24 protein-coding genes are annotated in these 24252 nt (G+C 59.6%); 14 read left to right on the top strand and 10 right to left on the bottom strand.

Annotated features, from left to right (window positions below; all coding sequences use genetic code 11):
- The 8 genes from Q0R02_RS07605 (at position 1) to Q0R02_RS07570 (ending at position 9199) form a co-directional block, all read left to right on the top strand.
- Positions 1 to 1065, top strand: coding sequence for an aromatic ring-hydroxylating dioxygenase subunit alpha (locus Q0R02_RS07605; RefSeq protein ID WP_293882116.1), 1065 nt, complete (start codon positions 1 to 3; stop codon positions 1063 to 1065).
- A gap of 128 nt (positions 1066 to 1193) precedes the next feature.
- Positions 1194 to 3401: a TonB-dependent receptor gene (locus Q0R02_RS07600; RefSeq protein ID WP_293882115.1), complete on the top strand. Its 2208-nt coding sequence runs from the start codon at positions 1194 to 1196 to the stop codon at positions 3399 to 3401.
- An 11-nt stretch (positions 3402 to 3412) separates the two neighbouring features.
- A complete protein-coding gene (locus Q0R02_RS07595; protein WP_293882113.1) occupies positions 3413 to 4057 on the top strand; it encodes a glutathione S-transferase family protein in 645 nt (214 codons plus the stop codon).
- A 97-nt stretch (positions 4058 to 4154) separates the two neighbouring features.
- Positions 4155 to 4997 carry a fumarylacetoacetate hydrolase family protein gene (locus Q0R02_RS07590; protein WP_293882112.1) on the top strand — a complete coding sequence of 281 codons (843 nt, stop codon included), beginning with the start codon at positions 4155 to 4157 and terminating at the stop codon, positions 4995 to 4997.
- Positions 4998 to 4999: 2 nt separating this feature from the next.
- Positions 5000 to 5728 (top strand): hypothetical protein, encoded by a 729-nt coding sequence (locus Q0R02_RS07585; RefSeq protein WP_293882111.1) that lies wholly within the window; start codon positions 5000 to 5002, stop codon positions 5726 to 5728.
- Positions 5729 to 5743: 15 nt separating this feature from the next.
- Positions 5744 to 6688 carry a VOC family protein gene (locus tag Q0R02_RS07580; protein ID WP_293882110.1) on the top strand — a complete coding sequence of 315 codons (945 nt, stop codon included), beginning with the start codon at positions 5744 to 5746 and terminating at the stop codon, positions 6686 to 6688.
- Positions 6685 to 7446 carry an SDR family oxidoreductase gene (locus tag Q0R02_RS07575; protein ID WP_293882109.1) on the top strand — a complete coding sequence of 254 codons (762 nt, stop codon included), beginning with the start codon at positions 6685 to 6687 and terminating at the stop codon, positions 7444 to 7446. The genes Q0R02_RS07580 and Q0R02_RS07575 overlap by 4 nt, the downstream gene beginning before the upstream one ends.
- A gap of 97 nt (positions 7447 to 7543) precedes the next feature.
- On the top strand, positions 7544 to 9199 hold the full coding sequence (locus Q0R02_RS07570) for an FAD-dependent monooxygenase (RefSeq protein WP_293882107.1): 1656 nt from the start codon (positions 7544 to 7546) through the stop codon (positions 9197 to 9199).
- Here Q0R02_RS07570 and Q0R02_RS07565 read toward each other — a convergent pair.
- On the bottom strand, positions 9163 to 10098 hold the full coding sequence (locus Q0R02_RS07565; protein ID WP_293882105.1) for a LysR substrate-binding domain-containing protein: 936 nt from the start codon (positions 10096 to 10098) through the stop codon (positions 9163 to 9165). The two genes, Q0R02_RS07570 and Q0R02_RS07565, sit on opposite strands and share 37 nt — an antisense overlap.
- An 81-nt stretch (positions 10099 to 10179) precedes the next feature.
- Positions 10180 to 10836 (bottom strand): class II aldolase/adducin family protein, encoded by a 657-nt coding sequence (locus Q0R02_RS07560; RefSeq protein WP_293882128.1) that lies wholly within the window; start codon positions 10834 to 10836, stop codon positions 10180 to 10182.
- Between Q0R02_RS07560 and Q0R02_RS07555 the strand changes: the two genes are divergently transcribed.
- From Q0R02_RS07555 to Q0R02_RS07540, 4 genes are all read left to right on the top strand, one after another.
- Positions 10822 to 11010: a hypothetical protein gene (locus Q0R02_RS07555; protein WP_293882129.1), complete on the top strand. Its 189-nt coding sequence runs from the start codon at positions 10822 to 10824 to the stop codon at positions 11008 to 11010. The two genes, Q0R02_RS07560 and Q0R02_RS07555, sit on opposite strands and share 15 nt — an antisense overlap.
- An 87-nt stretch (positions 11011 to 11097) precedes the next feature.
- The gene (gene hisD, locus Q0R02_RS07550) at positions 11098 to 12417 is read left to right on the top strand and encodes a histidinol dehydrogenase (RefSeq protein ID WP_293882103.1); all 1320 of its coding nucleotides are present in this window, start codon (positions 11098 to 11100) and stop codon (positions 12415 to 12417) included.
- Between the two features lies 1 nt (position 12418).
- Positions 12419 to 13174 carry an SDR family oxidoreductase gene (locus tag Q0R02_RS07545; RefSeq protein ID WP_293882101.1) on the top strand — a complete coding sequence of 252 codons (756 nt, stop codon included), beginning with the start codon at positions 12419 to 12421 and terminating at the stop codon, positions 13172 to 13174.
- A 45-nt stretch (positions 13175 to 13219) separates the two neighbouring features.
- Positions 13220 to 14230, top strand: coding sequence for an aldo/keto reductase (locus Q0R02_RS07540; protein WP_293882099.1), 1011 nt, complete (start codon positions 13220 to 13222; stop codon positions 14228 to 14230).
- On the opposite strand, the gene Q0R02_RS07535 is transcribed toward Q0R02_RS07540, so the two are convergent.
- Complete coding sequence (locus Q0R02_RS07535) at positions 14202 to 16238, bottom strand: TonB-dependent receptor (protein WP_293882097.1); 2037 nt, start codon at positions 16236 to 16238, stop codon at positions 14202 to 14204. The two genes, Q0R02_RS07540 and Q0R02_RS07535, sit on opposite strands and share 29 nt — an antisense overlap.
- Before the next feature lie 108 nt (positions 16239 to 16346).
- On the opposite strand from Q0R02_RS07535, the gene Q0R02_RS07530 reads away from it, so the two are divergent.
- Together Q0R02_RS07530 and Q0R02_RS07525 are read left to right on the top strand one after the other, a co-directional pair.
- Positions 16347 to 17651, top strand: a complete 1305-nt coding sequence (locus Q0R02_RS07530; RefSeq protein ID WP_293882095.1) for a helix-turn-helix domain-containing protein — start codon at positions 16347 to 16349, stop codon at positions 17649 to 17651.
- Between the two features lie 134 nt (positions 17652 to 17785).
- A complete protein-coding gene (locus tag Q0R02_RS07525) occupies positions 17786 to 18709 on the top strand; it encodes a LysR family transcriptional regulator (RefSeq protein ID WP_293882093.1) in 924 nt (307 codons plus the stop codon).
- Between the two features lie 78 nt (positions 18710 to 18787).
- Here the strand turns inward: Q0R02_RS07525 and Q0R02_RS07520 are convergent, their stop codons facing one another.
- The 7 genes from Q0R02_RS07520 to Q0R02_RS07490 all read right to left on the bottom strand — a co-directional run bounded on the left by Q0R02_RS07520 (position 18788) and on the right by Q0R02_RS07490 (position 24243).
- Positions 18788 to 19264 (bottom strand): hypothetical protein, encoded by a 477-nt coding sequence (locus Q0R02_RS07520; protein WP_293882091.1) that lies wholly within the window; start codon positions 19262 to 19264, stop codon positions 18788 to 18790.
- 41 nt (positions 19265 to 19305) lie between these two features.
- Positions 19306 to 20295 carry an SUMF1/EgtB/PvdO family nonheme iron enzyme gene (locus Q0R02_RS07515; protein WP_293882089.1) on the bottom strand — a complete coding sequence of 330 codons (990 nt, stop codon included), beginning with the start codon at positions 20293 to 20295 and terminating at the stop codon, positions 19306 to 19308.
- Entirely contained in the window at positions 20292 to 21122 is an 831-nt protein-coding gene (locus Q0R02_RS07510) for a hypothetical protein (protein ID WP_293882087.1), read from the bottom strand. The genes Q0R02_RS07515 and Q0R02_RS07510 overlap by 4 nt, the downstream gene beginning before the upstream one ends.
- 24 nt (positions 21123 to 21146) lie before the next feature.
- Positions 21147 to 21593, bottom strand: coding sequence for a DUF6644 family protein (locus Q0R02_RS07505; protein WP_293882085.1), 447 nt, complete (start codon positions 21591 to 21593; stop codon positions 21147 to 21149).
- 38 nt (positions 21594 to 21631) lie between these two features.
- On the bottom strand, positions 21632 to 22126 hold the full coding sequence (locus Q0R02_RS07500) for a DUF6644 family protein (protein WP_293882083.1): 495 nt from the start codon (positions 22124 to 22126) through the stop codon (positions 21632 to 21634).
- 127 nt (positions 22127 to 22253) lie between these two features.
- Positions 22254 to 23576, bottom strand: a complete 1323-nt coding sequence (locus Q0R02_RS07495; RefSeq protein ID WP_293882081.1) for a YceI family protein — start codon at positions 23574 to 23576, stop codon at positions 22254 to 22256.
- Between the two features lie 28 nt (positions 23577 to 23604).
- Complete coding sequence (locus Q0R02_RS07490; protein ID WP_293882079.1) at positions 23605 to 24243, bottom strand: YceI family protein; 639 nt, start codon at positions 24241 to 24243, stop codon at positions 23605 to 23607.
- Positions 24244 to 24252: the final 9 nt, after the last annotated feature.

Here is a 24252-nt window from a genome sequence, read left to right as displayed (position 1 = left end):
ATGGCGGGCACTTATCTCCGCAACAGTTGGTATGTGGCGGCTTGGTCGCGCGAGATCGCCGACAAGCCATTCGCACGCACCATGCTCGACGAAGACATCGTCCTGTATCGCGGCGCTGACGGCGCGGTTGCGGCGCTCGAAGATCGCTGTCCGCATCGCCATTTGCCGTTGTCGATGGGGTCGGTGACGCCCGCAGGATTGCAATGCGGCTATCACGGCCTGGTGATGGGGGGCGATGGTCGCTGCGTCTCGGTACCAAGCCAGCAGGCGGCTCCGCCCAACGCCCGGGTCAAAGCCTATGTCGTGGTTGAGCGTTATGGCTGGGTTTGGGTCTGGATGGGCGCCGCGGAAAATGCCGACCCGGCGCTGATCCCAGATTTCGGTTTGCTCGACAGCGCAGAGCATGCGGCAGTCGGCAAGACGAACCGCGTCGCCTGCGACTATCGGTTGGTCACCGACAATCTGATGGATTTGAGCCACGTTGGCTATGTCCACACTTCGACGATCGGCAACGCTGCCTTCGGAGAAAAGGGCAAGCTGACGGTGCAGCGCACCGAGCACGGCGTCAGTGCAACGCGGTTGGTTCCCGATGTCCCCCCGCCGCCGCTTTATGTTAAGTCGGGTGTCCTGCCGGAGGGCAAGAATCTCGATCGCTGGTCGACGATGCAGTATCTGGCCCCCAGTTGCGTCATCATTCACACAGGCGGTGCTGAAGTCGGCACTGGCGCACTTGAGGGCAAATATAAGCACGGACTGAATTTGTGGGTCATGAACGCCATGACACCCGAGACATCGACGACGACCAATTATTTTTGGGCATCCGTACGCGCGCACGCGCTCGGCGACGCGGCGGCCGATACCTTGTTTTTCGAAGGTGTCGGAGCGGCTTTCGAGGAAGACCGGATCGTGCTTGAGGCACAGCAGCGTGTGCTCGACAAGCGCGGTGATAGTTGGGCAGTAGCATTCAGAGGCGATGCCGCCGCCGTCGAATCTCGCCGCGTCCTTGATCGCCGTATCGCCGAGGAACAAACCGCTGCAGCCGTTCAAGCCCATGCAGCCGAATAGTGGCGGGTCAGTGATGCGTTAATCGCATCACTCCGCATGGTTTGCAGTCTCTGATGATGCCCGAGCGCCGCTACCTCCGCGTTTGAAGATAACATCCGGTCGCAGAGCCGGACCGAGGGAGGATAGTGATGAGATTGAAAAATGCCCTGTTCATTGGGACCGCCCTTGTCGCGCTGCCCGTCGCAGCGTTGGCGCAAACGGCCCAACCCGCGCAATCGGCACAACCGACGCCAGCCGCCGATGAATCCGAAATCATCGTCACCGCCCAGAAACGCGCGGAAAATCTGCAGAAGGTGCCGATCGTCATCAGCGTCGTCAGCGCGGCGCAAATTCAGAATTCCGGCATTACGGGGCTGACGACGCTCGCCACCGTTACGCCGGGTCTCACCAGCCGGACTTCGGGTGGCGGCGTGTTTCAGCCGTCGCTTCGCGGGATCGGCACATCGAGCAATGTCGTCGAGAACCCTGTCGCTCTTTATATCGATGGCGTATATTTGCCACAGCAACGCGAAGGCAATCGCGAATTGCTGGACGTCGAGCAGGTCGCCGTCCTGAAGGGGCCCCAGGGCACCTTGTTCGGTCGCAACGCAACGGGCGGCGTGATCCAGATCACGACGCGGCGGCCGACGCAGGATTTTGCTTTCCGCGGCCGCGCTGAAATCGATACTTACGCGACGTTCCGTGGCAGCGCCTTTGCGACGGGTGGCCTGGCAACCGGTGTTGCGGCGAGCCTGTCGGTCGATTATGCAAAGCAGGGAAGAGGTTGGGGAACGAACCGGACGACGGGGAACGATACGTTCAAGATCGACCATGCTCTGTCATTGAGAGGCAAGCTGTTGTTCGAGCCGGGTCCGGACACATCGTTCACCCTGATCGGCGACTATATGCAGCGCAAGGACTTTACCTATACCTTCGTACCCTATCCAGGCACGACGTTCTCGGTTCCCGCGACCGGTCCCGTTACTGGCGCGCAGGATACGAGTTCACCAATCGACACCTATGCCGCGTTCAACGGGGGCGGAGTCAGTCTGACTGCCGAACAAGATCTTGGCTTTGCTCGCCTGATTTCGATCACCGCACTGCGTCGGAGCAATTCCGATTATTTGTTTGACGACGTGCCGACAGGCACCCCGGCATTTTACGTCGGCGTTGCCAAGGATGCTGCACCCAACCGAATGTTTTCCGAAGAGGTGCAGCTCGTCTCGCGGAACACTGGACCCTTTACTTACACGCTCGGCGCATTTTATTTTTATAATCGAAACACCAACCAGCCGATTGTCCGGCAGTTTTTTCCGGCGTTTTACAATAATCCCCCGGCACCAGTGCTCGCCAATCTGAACCGTATGACCGAAACCTTTGGTGCCGAGACCACGCGCTCGTTTGCACCCTTCGGACAAGTTGCCGTCAAGCTGGCGGAGGCGACAACACTGACGCTGGGCGCGCGCTACACGTACGAAAAACGCGAACTGACGGGCCAGGCAATCCTGACCCGTTATAGCGGCACCGTGATCACCCTCCCGTTCACACCGGCACCACTGACAATTCGGAAACCGACCTGGCGGATTGCGCTGGATCAACAGTTCACGCCTGATGTGCTCGGGTATGTTTCGTACAATCGTGGGATCAAGAGCGGCGGATTCAATATTCTCAACCCGGCCAATCCTGCCTATCTGCCCGAACAACTGGACGCCTATGAAGCGGGGCTGAAAACCCAGTTATTCGACCGCAAACTGCGGCTGAATGTCGGTGGCTTCTATTACAAGTATAACAATGTGCAGGTGACGCAATTCGTCAACCTCGCGCAGTCGGTCGTAAACGGTGCAAAAGCGCGGCTCTATGGCGTCGATGTCGATTTCGACGCGCGACTGTCTCCCGAACTGCGCGTCAGCGGTGGCTTTGAGCTGCTGAGCGCGCGGTTTACATCCTATCCCAACGCGGTCGGCAGTATCCCGCGTGCGACAGGCGGGGCGCAACTCATCGTGATTGACGCCGCCGGCAATCGCATCCCGCAGTCCCAGAAGTTCGCGGGCTCGCTTGCGGTCGATTACGAACATCCGGCGACGTTTGGCACCATCCTTGTCAACACGACGGCGAACTATAACGGCGATTACAAAATTGAGGCGGACAACTTTTTGACGCAGGGGGCCTATACGTTGCTCAATGCGTCGATCGGGTGGCGTTCGTCGAACGATCGCGTTACACTGAAGCTGTTCACCCGGAACCTGCTGAACGAAAAAGTGATCAATAATAGTACGACCCAAGGCATTGGCTATCCGACATCGTACGGAGGGCAGGCTCCGCGCACTTTCGGTATTTCCGGCCAAGTCAGTCTCTGAGGATTTCAACAATGCAGCCTGCTCTGACGCTCTATCATTTTCCCGGCGCGTGTTCACGCGTCACCGTCTGTGCGCTGGGAATGGCGGGGCTCGACTATGAGTTGAAGCTCATCAACCTGGCGAAAGAGGAGCAAACGGGCGAGGCTTACAAAGCGATCTCGCCTTTGGGCAAAGTGCCGCTGATGCTGGTCGACGGCGTGCCGCTGGCTGAAAATGCGGCGCTGCTGACGTTCATCGGCGCGCTGCGGCCAGAGTCTGGGGTTTTTCCAGGTGGGCACGAGCCGCTGGCACGAGCCGAGGCCATCGGTGGCCTTTCGTTTTGCGGGGGGACGCTCCACCCGCAAATTCGTGGCATGGCAAATCCGCAGCGCGTCACGGTCGGCGACGGCGAGCCAGTCCGCGCCAAATCCCGTGGGCTTTTGATGAAATCTTTCGGCTATGCCGAAAGTCGTTTGGCTGAGCGCGGTTGGTGGCTGGGCGAACGTTCGATCGTCGATGTCTATCTTGATTGGGCGTTCGACGTGGCCCGCCGATCCGGCTTTGATACGTCGCCTTTTCCGCAGCTTGATGCGCTGCGGACGCGGTTGGTCGAGCTTCCTGCTTACGTGCGGATGACCGAAATCGATGCGCAGTCGCGTGTGACGCTTGGACTATAAAACGGCGGACGATAGCGCGACGGCATCACCTGACTCGACAAGCATTCGCGACAGGGTCGGCGCTCTGGGCCTAGATACGCGAAACGAAGGATAATACATGAAGCTCGTGCGATTTGAAAAAGACGGTCAGGTGTCACTTGGCGTTGTCAAAGATGAGGCCGTCGCGATCATTTCAAGCTATTCCACGATGCGCGCGCTGATCGAAGCTGGTGACGAGGGCCTTGCGAAAGTTCGCGCCGAAGCGGCGGCCGGTGCGCCATCGGTCGCGCTTGCAGACGTCCGCTTGCTGGCGCCGATCGAACGGCCCGGCAAGTATCTCGCAATTGGAATGAACTACGCAAAGCACTTAGAAGAAGCCGATAAACTCGGTGTCGCGCGCGCCAAGCACCAGACCTGGTTCAACAAGCAGACGACGTGCATCGCGGGTCCTTATGACGACATCGAGCCGGGCGTGACCGAAAAGCTTGATTATGAAGTCGAGCTTGGAGCGGTGATCGGAAAAGCAGCCAAGGGCGTGTCCGAAGCCGAAGCCCCGGCACATGTCTTCGGCTACCTTGTCGCCAACGACGTATCGGCGCGCGACTGGCAGTTTCACACGCCGACTTTCACGATGGGAAAATCGTTCGATACGCACGGCCCGATTGGCCCGTGGATCGTCACGGCCGATGAGGTTCCCGATCCGCACGCGCTCGACCTCCGATGCTTCGTCAACGGCGCGCTGCGCCAGTCGAATAACACCGGCGGCATGATTTCAAATGTGTGGCAGCAGATCGCATATCTCTCGACAGCCTTTACGCTTGAGCCTGGGGATCTGATCGCCACGGGAACGCCCGAAGGCGTGGGCGTTGGCATGGAGCCGCCGGTTTTCCTGCAACCGGGCGACGTGGTGCGCTGCGAGATTGATGGCATCGGTGCGATCGAGAACCGCGTCGCAGGGTGACAGTGCGTATCCGCCCTTCGACATTGGCGGTTTTAGGGGCAGTCGCTGCGCCCGCAGCGGGCGCGCTGGCGTGGGCGATCAGCGATTATCGGGCTTGGCGCGCGCTCGGCCCGGGGGGGCTGCCATCCACTTTCGGTGGCTGGCTGACGACAACACGGCTGCGCTTGCAGAAGCGCGACCCGCTTGCTCTTGACGCGCTGCTGCTGGCGCGGGGAGAAACGGGCGACGTCGCAACGCTGGCTGCCCTGCCCCTACGTTTGGGCGCACGACCCCGCGTCAGCCCGCATCCAGTTCCGCAGCGGCAGCTCAGCGACCTTGCGCCGCCTGCGCTGCGCGTGTCGCTGGCAGACGCGTTTGCGGCGCGAGCGGCTTCGGATGGCGAACGGCTCGACATGATCTCCAGTCATTTCGAGAAACATAATGTGGCGGTCACGGCGCGCGTTGGTCTTCGCCGGCATCCAGTTGCCTGCGCGGCTTGTGGCGAAGCTGGTCATGTCCACCCTAGCGACGGTTCGATGCACATGATCCTCAGCCCGAGCGATGCCTGCGCGGTCATCGCAGGCGGCTGGGGCGAACTCCATGGGCTGGCGGGACACGCGTTCGATCTGCCACCGACCTATATATTGATCTATGCCCCGCGTGACGCCGATGAAGTTGCGGTGGTCATGCAGATTCTCGATGCCGCCATTGCGTATATTACGTGCGACCCGGCCCTGCCCGCCGTCGCCTGACACAGGAGAACGGAAATGCCCGTACTTGGTCCGTTATCGGTGACCCTAGAGGTTCCTGACATTGTACCCGGCGTGAAATTCTATAGCGATGCGGGGTTGATCGCGACTGTCGAGGGCACCGTCGCGCGGCTGCGCTGCGCCCCACAGGATCGCGACTCGATCGTGTTGATTGGCGGCGGAACACGCAAACGGCTTCATCATATCGCGCTGCGTGCCTCCGCGCTTGAGCAGATCGCGGTGCTGGTTCCGCAGCATGGCGGCACAATCATCGACGCGCCGGATGGCTGCGAGGCCGCGGGACTGTGGGTGCGCGATCCTCACGGGATGGTCATCCAGCTGGCCGACTGTCGGGCTGACGATCCGCAGCAGCCCAGCGAAATATTCGAAATCAACAGTCCCGGGCGTCTCGTGCGCAAACGTCGCTCGGCAGTACTTCCGCAATCAGCCTATGCACCCGCCAAGCCGCTCCGGCTCGGCCACATCCTCGTATTCACACCAGATGTACTGGCGAGTGTCGCCTTCATGACCAACGCATTGGGCATGGGCCTTGCCGACCGCGCGCAGGACATCATCGCCTTCACCTGCGCAAAAAAAGATAGCGATCATCATGTGGTCGCCTTTGCGAAATCGCCGGAGGTCGGCTTTCACCACACCAGCTTTCAGGTGGTCGATCCTGACGAAGTCGGGCGCGGGGGGAGGGCGCTTGTCGAAAAGGCGGGGCGCGGCGACTGGGGTTTTGGCCGTCACACGATCGGCTCCAACTTTTTCCATTATATTCAGGACCCGTGGGGCAGCTGGTTCGAATATTATTCCGACATCGATCATATCGACGATCACGATTTGTGGGTGCCAAGCAACTACGGAATGGAAGACAGCCTCGCGAGCTGGGGGCCGCCGGTTCCGCACGACTTCGTTCATAATTATGAGGCCGATAGCACGGCCTTCGCGACAGCAGCATGACTCAACTACCACTTCGGCTGACCGGTCGCACGATCCTTGTCACCGGCGGCGGATCGGGGATTGGCCGCGGGCTCGCCGAGGCGCTGCACGCGATGGGCAATCATGTCATTATCGCGGGGCGCCGTGAGGCTGCCTTGGACGATGTGATTGCCGTAAATCCAGGAATGACGGCACTGTCCCTCGACGTTGCCGATCGCGAAGCTGTGTCGCGCGCGGCGCGACACCTGCTGACCGAATATCCGGCGCTCGACACGATCATCCATGCGGCAGGGGTCGGTTATGTCGATGATCTGGGGGGATCGATCAATGATGGCGAACTTACGGCGACGTTCGATATCAATGTGCTGGGGCCGGTACGGTTGAGTGCTGCGTTGCTTGGGGCTCTGCGAAGGCAACCCGACGCCGCCGTTATCTATGTGACGTCGATGCTTGCCTATCTCCCTTATGCCGAGACCGCGCTTTACTCAGCATCGAAGGCGGCGCTGCACGCGATTGTCCTCGCGCAGCGCTATCGGCTGCGCGACACAAATGTTCGCATCATCGAAATTGCGCCGCCGCTCGTTGCAACACAATTTGCCGGAAACGGCCGCGACCCGCGGGCGATGCCACTGGCAGCGTTTATTGGCGAAACAATAAGTGCGCTCGAGGAACCTTCGGATGAGGTTCTCATCCCAACGGCACGCGCGCGTCGAGACTCGCTGCGTATGGGCGAACTCGAGGCCGTTACCGCGTTCAACGATCGGATGGCAGCAACGTGAAAAAGTCGCGATGCAGAACACGCATCGCTCTTGGTTAAGCGGCATCCTGCCAGCACCCTCCCACGCCGCTAACTGACAAAAAACTGGAGCGGGCGCGATGAAACAGCACGTAGTAATTATCGGATCTGGCCCGTCAGGCCTCGCTGCCGCCATCGAACTCGGTGGACGCGGAATCGCATGCACTATCCTGGAACGCCATGCGCGCGCCGGTTACGCGCCACGTGCGAAAACTACACATACCCGCACGCGAGAGCATCTGCGTCGGTGGGGCATCGCCGAAAAGCTGGCGGCAGCATCGCCGTTCGGCGTCGAATACCCATCGCACGTCCTGTATGTTACCCGGCTCGGCGGCAAGTTGATCCACCGTTTCGAACACGCGTTGCAATGTTCCAGCGCGCGCGACGATCGATACTCGGAGCACGGGCAATGGATTCCGCAATATAAGCTCGAGGCCGTACTGCGCGAACATGCGTTGTCGCTGCCGGGCGTCGACTTGCGCTACGGGGTCGAGTTTGCCGGTTTTGTGGAAGATCCAACTGGTTTGGATGTCCGTTTTCGCAATGTAGAGACCGGCGTTGAGGAGGCGCTGCGAGCAGATTATCTGATCGGCGCCGACGGTGCACGAAGTGCCGTTCGTGATGCGATAGGCGCGACTATGCATGGCACCTATGGGCTGTCGCGCAACTACAACATCATCTTTCGCGCGCCAGGTTTGGCCGAAGCGCACGCCCATGGGCCCGGCATTATGATTGGTCAGATCAACAACGAAGTGCCGAGCTTGATCGGACCGATGGATATCGGCGATCTCTGGTACTTTATGCCAACCGGTCTCGCGGCCGGGGTCACCTATAGCAATGTCGAGGCAGTCGACGCGATCAAGCGCTCCACGGGTATTGATCTACCGTATGAAATATTAAGTTCGGACGAATGGGTGGCGAGCCGTCTCCTCGCTGACCGCTATCGTCAAGGGCGGGTGTTCCTGGCGGGCGACGCCTGCCATCTGCATCCGCCGTTCGGCGGGTTTGGCATGAACATGGGCATCGCCGACGCGGTCGATCTCGGATGGAAGATCGCCGCCGTATTACAAGGTTGGGGCGGCCCCGTGCTGCTCGACAGTTATGAGATCGAGCGCCGCCCGGCGCATGAATTTGTCCTCGATGAGTCCGAAGCGAACCACGCCGCCTCACCAAACGCGCTTTATCGTGAAGGTCTCGAGGACGATACGCCAGAAGGCGACATTATGCGCGCTGAGGCTGCTCAAGCGATCATCGCTGCCAAAACGCCCGAATTTTACGCGCTCGGTGTCGTTCTCGGCTATTGCTATCGGGGGTCTCCTATCATCGTCGACGACGGCACCGCTGCCGACTGGCAGCGCTCGCGTGACTATAGTCCGAGCGCTACTCCGGGGTGCCTTGCGCCGCATCACTGGATGACCGAAACCGTGTCGCTCTACGATCTGTTCGGTGACGGCTACACTCTGCTTGTCCTGGACAAAGACGCGAATGCCGCTGCAGCGCAGCAAGAGGCCCATGCTCTCGGTGTGCCGCTGGTAGTGGTTCGGATCGACGATGATGTGGTTCGCGATCTTTATCAGGAGCCGCTTATCTTAATCCGACCCGATCAGCACGTCGCGTGGCGCGGTAAAATATGGCCCGATGATGGGTTGCTCGCTCGTGTCAGCGGACGAACGGCTGAAGCTTTCCAGGGTGAGGTTCTTCAGGCCGAGAGCGAAGTCATCGCCTCTGCGACGTGAGTATTTCCATAATGCGTGCCTACCCGGCGCATGAGGTCGCATAAATGCTCAGCGATTGGCGTCAGCGGCAGGTCCTGACGCCGGACGATCGCAATCGGTGCAGCGGCGATTGCCGGCAGGGTTAGTGGTTCGATCAGATCGGCGATCATCGAGACGTCGAGCCACTGACGCGGCACGACGGTAAGCAAATCACTGTCGCGCAGCGCAAGAATGGTGATTAGTGCCGAGCGTGCCTGCAGCACGATTGCTGGACGCGGCAGGCCCGCACGCGCAAACATCTCTTCAAAATCACCCTCAACGATATGCGACGATAACGTCGGGCGCAGCCAATGTGCATCGACAAGCTCGGCAAGTGTTTGCGCATCACGCAACGGATGGCCCCTGCGCGCGACAACAACGCGATGGTTGGTGAATAGCTGCTCGACCACAAATTGTGGCGCGCTCGACGCACGGTCTAAGGGGCCAACGTAAAAATCGATGCGACCGCTGACCAACTCTCGCTCGATCGGTTGAAAGAAGCTCTCGTGAATTTTGAGAACCGCTTCCGGGAAGCGCCGACGAAACTCGGCCACGGCGCGCGGCATCAGGCTCATGATCGTCGCGGTCGACAGTGCGACGGACACCTCGCCGGTCGTACCCCCCTTGAGCTGTTCGATCTCTTCCTGAGCGCGCTTAATCTCAGATTGGACAGCCTGCGCGCGTCGAATGAAGACGCGGCCCATATCTGTCAGCCTAACGCCCTTTGCGTGCCGCTCGAACAGTGCAACGCCAAGTTCATGTTCGAGTTCGCGAATGCTACGGGTTAGGGCGGGCTGCGTCGCCCGAAGCTGGCGTGCGGCTGATCGGAGGCTGCCCGATTCAGCAACGATCAGAACGTCGCGCAAATGACTGAGCTTCACCGGCATCTCCTATGTCGCGATTGGGTATACTCGCCGAACCGCAGAGCGCAAGAAAGTGATGCCGTGCGCGTATCGCTGGTGTCAGGCACCGTGCGGATGATAGGTCAAGCCCGCGCGCATGCACCAATATTCCCAAGTTCGGCCAATCGCGTCGCCGGGAGTTGCGTCGTCGAAAATTTGAGATGTTGCCGCTACTTCGCCGGGACTGAGATAAATGACACCTCCCCCGAGTGAGATAGTTTCGCGTAACAGGCGTGCTTGCTGATTCAGCATGATTGCAGCGATCGTTGCGACACGTATCGATGGCCCAGCCGCCACGGCCCCATGGCCGCGCATCAAAACCGTCTGACCAATGCCGAGGCGCGAAGCGAGATCGCGCCCCATCTCAATATTCACGACCAAAAGATTGCTGTCCGCAGAAAACTTGTCGGCAATATCCCAGACCGGCACTTGCGCGCCGATGAAACCCCCGACGTGCGATACTGGGCGGAGCGGCACAGTAGATAGGCCGAACGGGATGATCTCGACACTATGATCGTGCACGACCGACGCGATATCGGGACGCGTCTCATAGATGCCAGCATGAATAAAGCGTTCGACATACGGCCTGCGCTCGCCGGCATCGATCGGCGTGCCCGCAGCATCAAATTCAATGATATCCTCCGCAGTGACGAGAGCCGGCGCACGGGCGCGCGACATCAAAAAGTGCGCTGGGCGTTCGGGATGCCGACAACTGATGTGTCCGAAGGCGTCGATAACCGCTTCGTTCGAGAGGATTCTATTCGCCGCTATCAGGTCGTCGATGGCGACAGCAACGGCCTGGCGCGTGTCTGGAGTCGGGTGTGTCATGTTCATGGCGTCGCTATTGCCGTTTACGCTGCCCCTGACGAGCAGGAAGCTGCCGCCCCATGATGCCGCGACGGTATCGGTCCTACAGCTTCGCTGTCTCTGCGATTGCGCGCCGTGCCGGTAGCAGCGCCTAAAATCAGAGGAGCAGAGATGGCCGAATATCTGAAGCGCGGAGCGACCGCAGAGGCAAAGGCGGATAGCGACCGTAAGGTGCGCGATACAGTCGAGGGCATCCTCGCAGATATCGCGAAGCGCGGCGATGCGGCCGTGCGCGAACTTTCGATCAAGTTCGATGGCTGGGACCGCGACGACTACCGTTTGGCGCCTGGCGAAATTCAAGCCTGCATTGACCAATTAACCGGGCAGGACCTGAAAGATATCGAATTTGCGCAGACACAGGTTCGCAATTTTGCACGAATTCAGCGCGCCAGCATGAAGGACGTCGAAGTCGAGACGTTGCCCGGCGTCGTGCTCGGTCACAAGCATTTGCCGGTCAATAACGCGGGCTGTTATGTCCCGGGCGGTAAATATCCGCTGCTGGCGTCAGCACATATGAGTGTCCTTACCGCCAAAGTAGCAGGCGTCCCGCGCGTCGTGACGTGTGCTCCCCCGTTCGGTGGCAAGCCAGCACCCGCGATCGTCGCGGCGCAGGCCATGGCAGGCGCGGACGAAATCTGGTGTTTGGGCGGCATTCAGGCAGTGGGGGCGATGGCGTTGGGAACAGCCAGCATGGCCCCCGTCGACATTCTGGTCGGCCCGGGCAATGCCTTTGTCGCAGAAGCCAAGCGGCAGCTGTTCGGACGCGTTGGAATCGACTTGTTTGCAGGCCCGACCGAGACATTGGTGATCGCCGATGAATTTGGCTGTGACGGCGAACTTGCGGCAACGGACTTGCTTGGCCAAGCCGAACATGGGCCGGACTCGCCCGCCGTACTGCTCACGACCAGCCGCGCTCTGGCCGAGGAAACGATGCGTGAAATTGAAAGGCTGCTTAAAATCCTCCCCACCGCCGAAATCGCTCGGCGAGCATGGGAGAATTTTGGCGAAGTGATCGTGGCGGAAGATGACGCAGAAATGGTTCGCATTGCCGATGAGATCGCCAGTGAACACGTTCAAGTCATGACACGGGATCCGGATTACTTCTTGGCACACATGACCAATTACGGCGCTCTGTTCCTCGGCAATCGCACGAACGTCAGCTATGGCGACAAGGTGATAGGAACCAACCATACGCTCCCAACCAAGAAGGCGGCGCGCTACACGGGCGGCCTGTGGGTTGGTAAGTTCATCAAGACCTGCACCTATCAGCGCGTCCTCACCGATGAGGCGAGCACTTTGATCGGCGAATATTGCAGCCGATTGTGCGCACTCGAGGGGTTTGCCGGACACGGCGAGCAGGCCAATATTCGGGTGCGGCGTTACGGCGGGCGTGACATTCCCTATGCGGGCAAGGCCGAGCCGGTCGCCTAACGTGACATTGCCGCGCACACCCTCGTTCGGCCTTGACGGTCGCCGCGCCGTTGTCACCGGTGCGGGGCGCGGCATCGGGCTGGCTCTTGCTGCGGCACTCGGCGAAGCGGGCGCGGCGGTTACACTGGTGGCGCGATCGGGTGACGAGATCGCGGCTGGGGCGGTAGCGATCGGCAACGGGGCCCAGGCGTTGATCCTCGACGTTGACGATTTTCCGTCGGTCGCTCGGTTCTTCGATGAGCGTCCTGGATTCGACATACTCATTAATAACGCGGGAACCAATCGGCCCAAACCGATGATGGACGTGAGCGAGGCAGACTATGATGCGGTGCTCGACCTTAATGTAAAGAGTGCATTCTTCGTGGCACAGGGATGCGTAAAAGCGATGTTGCGCGACGCCTTGCGCGGCAGCCTCATCCACGTTGGCAGTCAGATGGGACATGTCGGCGGGCCAAACCGCAGCCTGTATTGCGCTTCGAAATGGGCGTTAGAAGGAATGAGCAAGGCCTTCGCGCTCGATTTGGCGTCCTACGGAATTCGGTCGAACACCATTGCGCCGACCTTTGTCGAAACGCCCATGACCAAACCATATTTTGATGACCCGGCATTCAAGGCCAGCGTCCTGGAAAAGATCAAGCTTGGGCGCGTTGGTACAGTCGAAGACTTGATGGGTGCTGCGGTCTATCTCGCGTCGGATGCGTCGGCGCTGGTTACCGGCACCAGCCTGATCGTCGATGGTGGCTGGACCGCCGATTAGTATTTCCAGCCCCGCCTGGCGGGGCTTTCAGATGAGGATTTTTGAATGACTAGCGGCATCACCATCGGACAGCGCACTCTCGGCAAGGGTGGCCCAACTGTCTCCACGATCGGCCTCGGCTGCATGGGCATGTCGGGAATGTATGGCCCGGCAGATCGCGCCGAAAGCATTGCGACGATCCATGCCGCGCTGGATGCCGGTGTGACGTTGATCGACACCGGCGACTTTTACGGCATGGGGCACAACGAACTGCTCATTGCCGAGGCCTTGAAGGGCGTGCCGCGCGATCGCTACTTGTTAAGCGTCAAGTTTAATGCCTTGCGCAACGCCGACGGGGCATTTCTGGGTTTCGACAGTCGACCCAAGGCGGTGCAGAACTTTCTTGCCTATTCGCTGCAGCGGCTGGGCGTCGACCACATCGACATTTATCGCCCCTCGCGACTGGATGCCGATACGCCAATCGAGGACACGATGGGCGCACTTGCCGACCTTGTGACTGCGGGGCGTATCCGTCATATCGGCCTGTCGGAAGTTGGTGTGGACACGTTGCGGCGCGCGGTTGCTGTCCATCCGGTCTGCGATCTACAGATCGAATATTCGCTGATCTCGCGCGGTATCGAAGACAGGATTTTGCCAACCGCCCGCGAACTTGGCATCGGCATTTCGGCCTATGGCGTCCTGTCACGCGGACTGATTGGCGGCAACTGGAGCAAGGATAGCGGTGGCAAAGGCGACGCACGCGGCCACTCGCCGCGTTTTCAGGAAGGCAATGTCGAAGCCAATCTGAGCCTTGTCGAGGCGCTGCGGACTATCGGCGAGGCGCGCGGCGCGAGCGTCGCGCAGATGGCGATTGCCTGGGTCATGCATCAGGGTGCCGACATCGTGCCGGTGATTGGATCGCGGCGGCGTGATCAATTGACCAACGCGCTTGAGAGCGTGGACATTGCGCTGTCGACTGAGGAACTGGCGACGATCGAAGCCACTTTCCCTAGGGGAGTGGCTGCAGGTGACCGCTATGCTCCCGCTCTCATGTCGACGCTCGACAGCGAAAAATAAACGCTTGGCACAGTGAAGTTTTGATTCCGATCTTAAGCGTTCGTGGCTCGACAACGCGGCTGAGGCGGCCATCAGTCGGAGCTGCGTCAAAAGCGGGAACATAGCTGGTGTACCGATAACTAATGTCATTGTCGCGGCTATCGAGCAGGTTCAGAGCTTCGGCATAAAGCTGAAATTGACCTAGCCGATATGCCGCGCGCACGTTGACGACATTGCTGCCGGGGTCGCGGTCGCTGTTGTCTTCGATAAGTGGGTACGGGCCAAGATGACGCAGCCGCGCGGCTGCTTCCCAGCGTGCGGCGACGACTGACACGCCGACCTGCCCGGCATTCTCGAAAGCATTCGGAATGAAATCGCCATTTTCATAACGGGCGTGACTTGCAGTGTAGCTCGCGTCGAGCGCGAGCCACGCAAAGGGGCGCCAAAAGCCAACGACTTCATAACCACGCCGCCGACTGGCACCGCTCGGCTCGACCGCATTCGAGTCGCCGACAAAACGCAACTCGCTTCCGACATCGAGCCACCAATATGTTGCGGTGAAATTCAGCTTACCAGCCTGTAGCCGCGCGCCGACTTCCTTGCCCGTCCCGCGCACAAGCACGGGCACCGGTGTCGCCGTCACTGCGCCGCGGACGTCGTTCGAATGATAGCCCCGTCCGCAGTTGGCATAAAGCTCCAGATGCGGCGAGAGTGCATAGGCCACCGCAAGTTTGGGCGAGACGAGATCGGCGCTGCCGCCCCCTTCGCCAATCGCTCGCGCTGCATCGTCGAGCCCTTTTACATCATACCTATAGTGATCGCCGCGCAGCCCTGCTGTGACGCGTGCGCCTTTAAATGGTCGCCACACGGCTTCCCCATGGATGGCAGCCGATCCCTCGGCAACGCGATAAGCGCCGAGACTTGCGATGAATTGCCGGTTGTTGGTGTTGGCAACGCCGACGCGCCCAATCGCATCATAGCGGTTCTCAGTCCCGACCGTCAGCTCGAGCATTGGCCCCAACGACCAGGTCTTCTCGCCCCGCAGGCCGAACACCCAGCGCCGGTCAAACTGAAAAATTTGTGCGCTACTGCCGTCAGCGTTTGCGTAGGTCGGATTGGAATACATCGACCAGTCATAATATTGTGAATAGACATTGGCCTTCAGGGTGTCGCCCATGAATGCCGCATCGACGATGACGCGCCGGGTCTGGCCACGCGCCGATGGATCCGGCGCACAGAACACGTCGCGACATACGGCACTGCCAATGATGCGATCCGGAATTTGCTCGGTTGGATTCCAGTGCGCGTCGTAAAGGTGAAGGCTGAGCGCGAGTGCGCCGTCGCCGACGGGACGGCTCAGCTTGGCGAACGCGGAATAATGACGCAGTCGTTCGGGCGCGGCCCATGGTCCGTCATAGTGCTTTGCCTGGGCAGCGACGGTCAAGCTGCCCCCCGCTGTCGAAACCGTCGCACCGCCAGCTAGTCGCACCGCGCCGTAGGACCCAGCTTCGACCGAGAACCAAGGTTTATCGAAGCGCGAGACGGTCTGAAACATTGCAGCGCCGGCAAGCGCGAAATCTCCGCCAGCAGCACGATAGGGGCCTTTGCGATAATCCTCGCGCTCGACGATTTCCGGGATCAGCCCGTTAAGGTCGAGATAGCCTTGGCCGTGGCCATGCGTGCGCAAATTCATTTGTACGCCATCGATGTACGTCGTGAAATCGGATCCATGATCCAGATTGAAGCCACGCAAAAAATACTGATTGGCCTTGCCGCTGCCCGAGTGTTGCGCGGCGATCATGCCGGGGACAGCTTCGAGCAGCTCGGCGACGCGTAACAGCGGACGGACCAGTAAATCCGCCCCTGCCACTGTTCCCTCGCTGGCAGCGGTTGCCGTTCCAATCTTCGACTCGCCACGGCCAAAGACCACGATTTCAGGAGGGATCGCATCCGGCGCAGTCTGCGCGCTCACAGATGTGCTTGCGGGGATAAGCAGCGTCGCCGCAAAAATGTATTTGTTCAGGGTCATGAAAACGTGCTGGCCGTTTTCTCGTTCGCGCGGCAAGCAAGTTACGGTTCGGACACGTTATTAAGCGTTACATCTCGCATTGTAACGACTACTTCGTTAAGATTTGGCATGACTACGGGACCTATTGCTGAAGCCTCGCTCGATGACCAGGCTGCGCTTGTAATCAGCCACGACGCCTTCGGGCGCTCGCAGGCGCTGGACCGGTTGTTCCGGTTCCTGGTGGACTGCGCGCGCGAAGGACGCGCCCCAAAAGAGATCGAGATCGCGCGCGAAGTTTTCGACAAGGAAGCCGAAGACGATGCCTCGATCCGTGTCCACGTCCATCGGTTGCGCCGCAAACTTGACGAGTTCTATGCAGGGCCAGGAGCCGATTTTCCGTTCCGTCTCGCGCTGCCAAAAGGGGGGTACCGGCTCGTCGTCGTTCCGCGCGAGGTGGTTGAAGCGGTGACACCGGATGTGACACCATCGTCGCGTCGCGGCTGGGAAATGGGCACGATGCTGTTGCTAATCGCCGCAATTCTCGGGACCTGGTGGCTCGCACGCCGACCCGACGCCGCTGAAGCGCCGCTTGCGACGGCACGAGCCAGCCGTTTGTGGAGCCCAATCGTCGACGGCGAAAGGCGGATCGCTTTGGTCGTAGGCGATTATTATATCTTTGGTGAGCGCAATCGCGATGGCGACGTATCGCGCTTGGTTCGGGAATTTGACGTCAATTCAAGTCGCGATCTGGCGGCGCGGTTTAGTGCCCGTGAAGGAGAAGTGCGCGACGTCATAGACCTGGACCTCGCTTATTTGCCGGTCGGCGTTGGCAATGCGCTGCGCGTTATTGCTCCGGTCGTGCGGCGCAATTCTCGTGCTGAAGTGCCGAGTTTCGTGATCCCGGCTTCAAACCTCACCCCTGAACAACTCAAGCTGACTAATATCGTGTATCTGGGCTATCTGAGCGGCTTGGGGTCTTTGCGCGATCCTCTCTTCAGCGGGTCGCGCTTTGGAATTGGCTCGTCCTATGATGAAATTGTGGATCGCTGGACCGGGCGGCGCTTTCTTGCGGGGTCGCACCTTGACGCGGGCACCGACACGCCAACGCGTGATTATGCACTCATTGCGGGCTTTAAAGGTGTGGGCGGGAACCAAATCGTTGTGATCGGTGGCACGCGTGACGCCGCCTTGATGCAAGCTGCTGATTTTGCAACGCGACCCGAAACGCTCAATGAGTTAACACGGGCCGTTGGAGCGGCTGAAGATTTCGAAGCGTTGCTCGCGGTCGATTCACTTCGTGGCGTCGGCCTGCGCGCGAACATCGTTTGGGCGGGATCACGGCGCGCGACAAAGTGGGACGGCCAGCCGCAGGTGTTTCCCGACTCCTCCACGGGCGTGACAGCAAATTTGGCGAGCCTTGCCAAAAGCCCTTAAAGATATTGCAGAATTTTTCCGGTCTTTGCTTTACGGATATGCAGTCGCCGCTATCGCGACTGATGACGTTACCTTATAGGTTGATCGGACAGGATAGCGCCCCTCCATCAAACTAGAGGCGCACAGGGAGGTCGATGAAGCTAAGCCATTTTAACGTGCTCGTCGCAATCAGCGAACGGGGTAGCTTGCGCGGAGCCGCGCGCCAACTTGGCATGACCCAGCCCGCGATGACGCGGAGCATTCGCGAACTAGAGCGCGAACTCGGCGTTCAGCTATTCGAGCGCTCGTCGAGTGGCGTGATGCCAACCGAAGCCGGGCGTGCAGTGACGCATCATGCGCGGACAATTCAAACTCAAATGCAGCACACGCTTGAGGACGTGCAACGCTATAAAGGTGCCGAGTCAGGCACCTTGTCACTGGCCTTGTCGACGGCCGCGCATGTCGCGATTTTACCGCGCATCATAAACCCTTTCCTTCGGCGCTACCCCGATGTGCGGCTGAAGATCATCGAAGGGCTTTATCCGGCGTTGGAAGCTGGCATCCGCGATGGTGAGATCGACGCTTATGTCGGGCCGGTCCCAAAGGATTTGCGCAGCCGGGGCCTGGTGTGCGACGTGCTATTTGAAAATCCCCGCATCATCATCGGGCGACGCGGCCATCCGCTTGCCGCGGCGACATCGATCGCCGAACTCGTCGATGCCTGTTGGGTGACGACGCCGGTGATGCCCAACACCGAAAATGAGGTCAACGCGATCTACGAAGCGGCGGGGCTGTCGTCGCCCAAGATCGTCGCGCAGGCGGCGTCGGGAATGAGCATCATCTCGGTCGTCGCCTCGTCGGACCTACTGGTTCCGGGACCACGCGAATGGCTGGAACTGATTGCCTCGACCAATTTGCTGGTGCGTATCCCGATCCGGGAGTCGACATTCGCGCCGCCGATCTGCGTGGTGCGGCTAGAACGGACCCAGTTGTCGCCGCCAGCGCAATATCTGAACGACCTGATCCATCGCATCGCTGCCAATCATGTACGACAGCTGGCGGCATCGGCGGGGGGCTGATAGTTCAGCTTGAGAACTCGTTCATCAATGCCCTGACTTCTCACGTACAAGCCGAGCGTTGGACTGAGTTTCGGGTAGTTATCGTTTCACCCACTTGTCCTGAAATTTGCGATATGCGGAAGTTGTCGTCCATCGCTCCAGTTTATTGGCATCGGGAATTCGCACCGTGGCGCCCCTTTGTTCCAACTCCGCGCGCTGAGACACCAGACTGCGGTCCATTTCGGCACCCGGCACTGCATAGGCGGTGTGTGCGGCGCGTTGGATCGCATCGCGGTCTCGCCTCGCCAGCCTGTCCCAAGTGCGCTTGTTCATCACCAGAAGGTATAGGTGCCCGAGCCAAAGCTTATTGGATAAGACAATATGGGGTGCTGTGCTTTCAAGGTTTAGCTGCGCGCCGCCGTCTACGTTCACCATAACGCCGTCGAGCGTTCGGCCTTTTAATGCGTCCAGTATGCCGGCGCCCCAAGGCATCGACACTGGTACTGCTCCGCCAGCGCGTAGGAAAATCGCGATGCCAAAAACTTGCTGCGCGCCATTGACCGCCTCACACTTCAAAAGCCGTACTGTGACGCATCCGCTGCTCGTGCCAGTTCTGACTAAAGATCGCGAGCGACACGGAACCCGCGGTCGGCGCTGGTCGCACGGACATCACCGCGCACCCGTGCTGCAGCGCGTAAGTCGCTCGCAGGGGTGGCCCATGAGCCGCCCCGCACCACGCGGGCCGCACAGTTGCCGTGCCAGCAGTCGGACGTCCACGAACCGACGTTCCCTGCGACGTCGAACAGGCCGAACGCGTTTGCCTTGCTTTTGTCGAGCGGGACCGTGAACGCAAAGGGGTCGCAGGCATCGGCTGAATTGACCGGTGCACACCCGGCGGCAAAGTCTTCGCCCCACCAATACGCAGTGGTCGTCCCACCACGTGCAGCATATTCATATTCAGCGTCTGACAGCAGTCGATACCGGTGACCGGTCGTCTGCGCGAGCCAGCGCACATAAGCTTGCGCGTCGGCATATGCGACGCAGGTCACTGGACTGCGCGGCGTTTGCGGGAAACCGGGATTAAGCCAATCACGCGCGCCGCTGGCCGAAACATTGTCCGGCATCGTGCATGCCGTCGCCGACTTGTGTCCGGACGCGTGGACAAACCACGAATATTCGCCATAAGTGATCGGGAACATTGAGACAGCAAAAGCGCGATTCAACCGCACCCGGCGACGTTTTTCGTCATGCTGCCTGCCAGCTTCGGTATCTGGCGAACCGATTGTATATTCGCCAGCTGGCACGACGACCATGCGCGGCGCTACGGCTGTATCAAACACGACGACGGGCGCCGCCGCGGTGCGCCAGACCACCGGGGGATGCTGGAGCGCCGGACCGGGGGCTGCCCGATATGCAGAAACCATCGCGGCGGTTTTCGATTTGATAGTAGCAATGGTGGCGTCCTGGGGCGGCAGTGCCGCCTTTACAGCGGCGAAGCGCCCTTCGCGTTCCGCTTTCCACGCCACATCGTCGTGTGCGCTGGCAGGCGTGTACCCGAGCACTGAAAGCGCAACAATCGCAACCAGACTGATGCCTGCGCGGGTCAAAACTTTGTGAACCCTTCTGCTGTCGGCGGCGGTGCAACGTGCTGGTTGTTCTCGAAGCACGACTGGTCATCAAGCAAGGCCCATTCCGGGCCGTTTTTCCGGTGATAAATATTGGTGATCGTCACCGGCTCGGTAAACGCGCCGTCGTCGAACAGCGTTAAATGAAGATGCAGCGTATCGGGCGTTACACGTCGAATGGTCCATTCAAGACGCAGCTTGTCGCTGTGAGCATCGCGATTGCTGTCGAGCGGTGTGTTGCCCCGGATGCCAATGGTTTCAACGTGCAACGTATCGCCGACCCAGTGGCCGATCGAGTGCCCGTTATAACTCGACACGAAGTTGGCGGGATGCGGTCGACCGTCTGTCCAGATCGTCACGGGGAAGGTGCCAAAGGGGTAGATCGTGACTTGCCCAGGGGTCTGGATAAATTCATCGGGGTAATGTTTTGAAGCCAGCATGTTGGGCAACCCGAACGGGAGGCATCGCGCGCCAGTATCGCCAAGCGCGACGCCACGCTTCGTCGCGGCCAGGCGTTCCTCGAAAACTTTGCGAAATTCCGGAGTGTAGGGCAGTGGCCAAGGCGCCCAATAGATGGGCGGGCTACCGTCGGCGGTGCGGCCCGAATTCGACACCGGCCCTTCGCCGGGTATCCCCATGGCCGTGCCCTGCCAAACCCCCGAAATATCGGGTGCTGAAGGATCTCCATAAAATCGGATACTGCGCTCAACCGTTTTTGTGGGCGCCGCCGGAGGGGTCTGCGCCAACCCCTGCGTGCTGATTGCCATGGACAACAAGGTCAACCCGGCGATCTTCGTCCTATATTTCATCTCAGGCTCCTCTATTGCACATCGTCAAACAAAGCCGATCCAGCGACCTGCGAAAACGACACCAATCCAGAATATCAACGAAAGCGTCGCTGCTGTCCGTGCGGCGATCGGCGTGGGTACTGCTTCAGTCCAATGATGGACGCGCCGATATGCCGTAAAGTGAAAGACTGCCATGTTGGCCCCGGCAAGCGCGAGCAGGATAATTTTGATGCGAAACGGCGTGTTGCCATAATATTTTGTCGCTGCGGACACAAACATCAACGAGCCACTGATGGCGGCTATCGCAAATGCGGCCCACGTCCACGGGAGCGTTTCCGCAGCCAGCGCCACGACACCCCGGTCGCGCGACGAGACACCGAGCAATCGCAAATCGAGCATCGCAATCGACCCTATAACGAGCGTCAGCGCAAGAACATGGATGGTTTCAATGGCTGGAAATAGCCATTCGGACTCGCTAATCGCAGAACCCACACTGCTCGCTTCGAGTGAAGTGCAAAGATCGAGCAAGGTCACAGCGAGTTCTCTCCCGCATAAGCAATCCAGCGGCCGCACACGACGACGAGCACCCAGAATACCAAGGAGAGAAGCGCTAAGCCTCTGATTTTAAGACGCTGTGCACGAGCGTGGTCGCGATAAGGACGCTCATCTAGCATATGTTGGACCGGCATCGTGACGACGACCGCAGCAACAATCAGTGTCATCTTCGTCCAGAAAATCCAATTGCGAAGCTCGCGTTCAGGCTCGCCCATGATCATGATCAAGCCGGTGGTCACTAGCACGATGAGTGCCCACCATATCCATGGATAGGTGCGAAGTGCGGTGCTGCGCGCCGGGCGTTCGTGTCCGATAAACCCTGCGAGGCGCAAATCGAGCATTGCGACGGACGAAAGAACGATCGCGATCGCAAGAATATGGATGCTTTGCACGGTGGGTATCACCCACGGCGCGCCGGAGACCGCTACGCTGACCGATGTCGCCGCGAGCCATTCGCTGATAGTGGCCATCGTGGACACCCTGTCGCTCCAATCCTGTTTTCGTCATCAAGCCGATGATCGTTATATTTCTGACCGCGATCCTAAGGTGCATGGCGACCGATTTAAGATGCCCCCTGGCTGCAGGCGATACCCAAAGCTAATCCCCCCGGATCGCATGAACGTTGACGGTCACGCCAACGGAAGCCGGAATTTCGCTTGTCCCTGCATATTCGCCCTCACCGATTTTATATGCGGTACGATCGACCGTCGCCGTGCCTTGCATGGCCGCTTTGTCGCCATTGATCGTCAACGTGAATGGTAGTGTAATCGGGAGTGTTTTACCTTTCAGCGTAAGCGAGCCGCTCGCGACATAACCACGGCCCGCCTTACGAAAACGGTCTGCCTTGAACACCGCGGTGCCAAATGTCGAAGCCGCAAACCATTCCGAGCTTTTTAGGGTCTCGTCACGTTGAGCATCACCTGTGGAGGCTGAATTAAGCGGGATACGGATTTCGACGTGCGCGGTATCAAGATGATCGGGGTCGAAGCTGATGTTGCCGTCGAAATTCGAGAAACTTCCCACAATGGCGTCACCCGACCAGTTGGTCGTGAACCGTAATGTCGAGCCGGGCGCAATCTTCCAATTCGGCGATGTCGATGCTTTTTCAGCGCTACTTGTGTTGCCAATAATGGGAGTTGCGTCCTCATCGATCGGGGCAGGGACATCCTTTTTAGGGTCGGTTACCAAGTTACTCGAAAGCGGCGACGTCACAGCGGGGCTGGCCACGACTTGGGAGCTTACTACGGTTCCGGTTATGGGTAGCCATTGCAGGCCCAGCCCGACGGCCAATATCGCGATTACGACGATGCCAATCAGGCGCGGGTCGCGCCAAACTCCCGGCGCGATGCCAGGCGCCATGCGCGCCAAATCACCGTCTCGATCGACGAACTGATGTTTAACAACACCAGCCAGATGGAGAGCGAACAGAGCGTAGATCAGATAGACGCCATTGTGGTGAGCGAACTTGCCAACAGCATTCCAGTTATCGCGGGCTGCCGCGGGCAGAGTGTCCAATCCCGGCAGATGCGGCCATGGGACTGCCCCGTAGAGCAGTGTCGGCACGACGATGCGGCTTGAGGAAACGATGAGCCAGCCGCTGAACGGTATTACCAGCAAAAGGCCGTAGAAGAGAATATGGACGCCGCCTGCTAACGCGCGCTCCCAGCCGCTATGAACCAGCGGCGGCGGGGTGTTGCGCCACCGCCAGACCAACCGCAGCGCCACCAGCAACAATATCGTTATCCCGATCGACTTGTGGAGCTGGAACGAGGCGAAGCGCGCCGCTCCATGCGCGCCCTCCATGCGCAAGCCCAGACCGACTTCGAAAAGAAGGAGCGCACCGATTAGCCAGTGAAGAACGATCGCTACAGTGGTGTACCGCGTAGCAACAGTGGAGGGGGAGGGGGTAAGCGAGGGCACAAATGCTCCAGTGGCCTGAGCAGCCTTATTAGCCTATTTTTTCAAACGCGCCGACGAGGCTCAGCATCACTGCATCCCCGACCCGCGGGACCGAATAACCGAGGCCAAAGTCGCTGCGCTGAATTGTCGCGGTACCGGAGAATCCAACCTGCAACTTCTTGCTCAATGGGTTCGCACCCGCGCCGTAGAATTTCATGTCGAGCGTTACCGGTTTGGTAATCCCTTTGATCGTGAGATTGCCTGACACGCGGGCCGACGTTCCGTTGGTCACAACCGCGGTCGATGTAAAACTAGCGTTCGTGAATTTCGCCACATCGAACAGATCGGCTTTGAGCAAATGCTCAGTAAAGCCTTTTGACGTTGTTGCGATGTCGGCAATATTAAAGGTGACGTTGACCTTCGCGGCCGATAATTTCGAGGGATCGATCTCGAGCGTGCCGCTGCTTGCGCCAAACGCACCTGTCAATGGAGTAATACCGAGATGGTCTAGGGTCCAAACCACTTGCGTGTGGTTGACGTCCACTTTGTAGCTGCCTGCAACAACGCGGCTGGCATCCGGTGCACCGGGAGGACCGGCAGGGGCAGGGGCCGGCGTCGACGTCTGCGCAATAACGGGAACGACAATGGATAAAGTTGCGGCTGCGAGGATGAGGCGGGTCGAAAGCACGGGAATTCT

Origin of the sequence: Sphingomonas sp. (assembly GCF_025353885.1) — a bacterium.
Lineage (GTDB): Bacteria > Pseudomonadota > Alphaproteobacteria > Sphingomonadales > Sphingomonadaceae > Sphingomonas_O.
The sequence above is the reverse complement of the archived record's forward strand: the minus strand, read 5'-3'. Positions and strand labels throughout refer to the sequence as shown.

What these genes read in the sequence shown, in the direction of transcription:
- Q0R02_RS07580 (WP_293882110.1), top strand. Translation starts at nt 5,744, where the DNA reads ATGCCCGTACTTGGTCCGTTATCGGTGACCCTAGAGGTTCCTGACATT.
- Q0R02_RS07510 (WP_293882087.1), bottom strand. Translation starts at nt 21,122, where the DNA reads ATGAAATATAGGACGAAGATCGCCGGGTTGACCTTGTTGTCCATGGCA.
- Q0R02_RS07535 (WP_293882097.1), bottom strand. Translation starts at nt 16,238, where the DNA reads ATGACCCTGAACAAATACATTTTTGCGGCGACGCTGCTTATCCCCGCA.
- Q0R02_RS07600 (WP_293882115.1), top strand. Translation starts at nt 1,194, where the DNA reads ATGAGATTGAAAAATGCCCTGTTCATTGGGACCGCCCTTGTCGCGCTG.
- Q0R02_RS07555 (WP_293882129.1), top strand. Translation starts at nt 10,822, where the DNA reads ATGCCGACAACTGATGTGTCCGAAGGCGTCGATAACCGCTTCGTTCGA.
- Q0R02_RS07605 (WP_293882116.1), top strand. Translation starts at nt 1, where the DNA reads ATGGCGGGCACTTATCTCCGCAACAGTTGGTATGTGGCGGCTTGGTCG.
- Q0R02_RS07530 (WP_293882095.1), top strand. Translation starts at nt 16,347, where the DNA reads ATGACTACGGGACCTATTGCTGAAGCCTCGCTCGATGACCAGGCTGCG.
- Q0R02_RS07595 (WP_293882113.1), top strand. Translation starts at nt 3,413, where the DNA reads ATGCAGCCTGCTCTGACGCTCTATCATTTTCCCGGCGCGTGTTCACGC.
- hisD (WP_293882103.1), top strand. Translation starts at nt 11,098, where the DNA reads ATGGCCGAATATCTGAAGCGCGGAGCGACCGCAGAGGCAAAGGCGGAT.
- Q0R02_RS07525 (WP_293882093.1), top strand. Translation starts at nt 17,786, where the DNA reads ATGAAGCTAAGCCATTTTAACGTGCTCGTCGCAATCAGCGAACGGGGT.
- Q0R02_RS07570 (WP_293882107.1), top strand. Translation starts at nt 7,544, where the DNA reads ATGAAACAGCACGTAGTAATTATCGGATCTGGCCCGTCAGGCCTCGCT.
- Q0R02_RS07500 (WP_293882083.1), bottom strand. Translation starts at nt 22,126, where the DNA reads ATGGCCACTATCAGCGAATGGCTCGCGGCGACATCGGTCAGCGTAGCG.
- Q0R02_RS07590 (WP_293882112.1), top strand. Translation starts at nt 4,155, where the DNA reads ATGAAGCTCGTGCGATTTGAAAAAGACGGTCAGGTGTCACTTGGCGTT.
- Q0R02_RS07540 (WP_293882099.1), top strand. Translation starts at nt 13,220, where the DNA reads ATGACTAGCGGCATCACCATCGGACAGCGCACTCTCGGCAAGGGTGGC.
- Q0R02_RS07575 (WP_293882109.1), top strand. Translation starts at nt 6,685, where the DNA reads ATGACTCAACTACCACTTCGGCTGACCGGTCGCACGATCCTTGTCACC.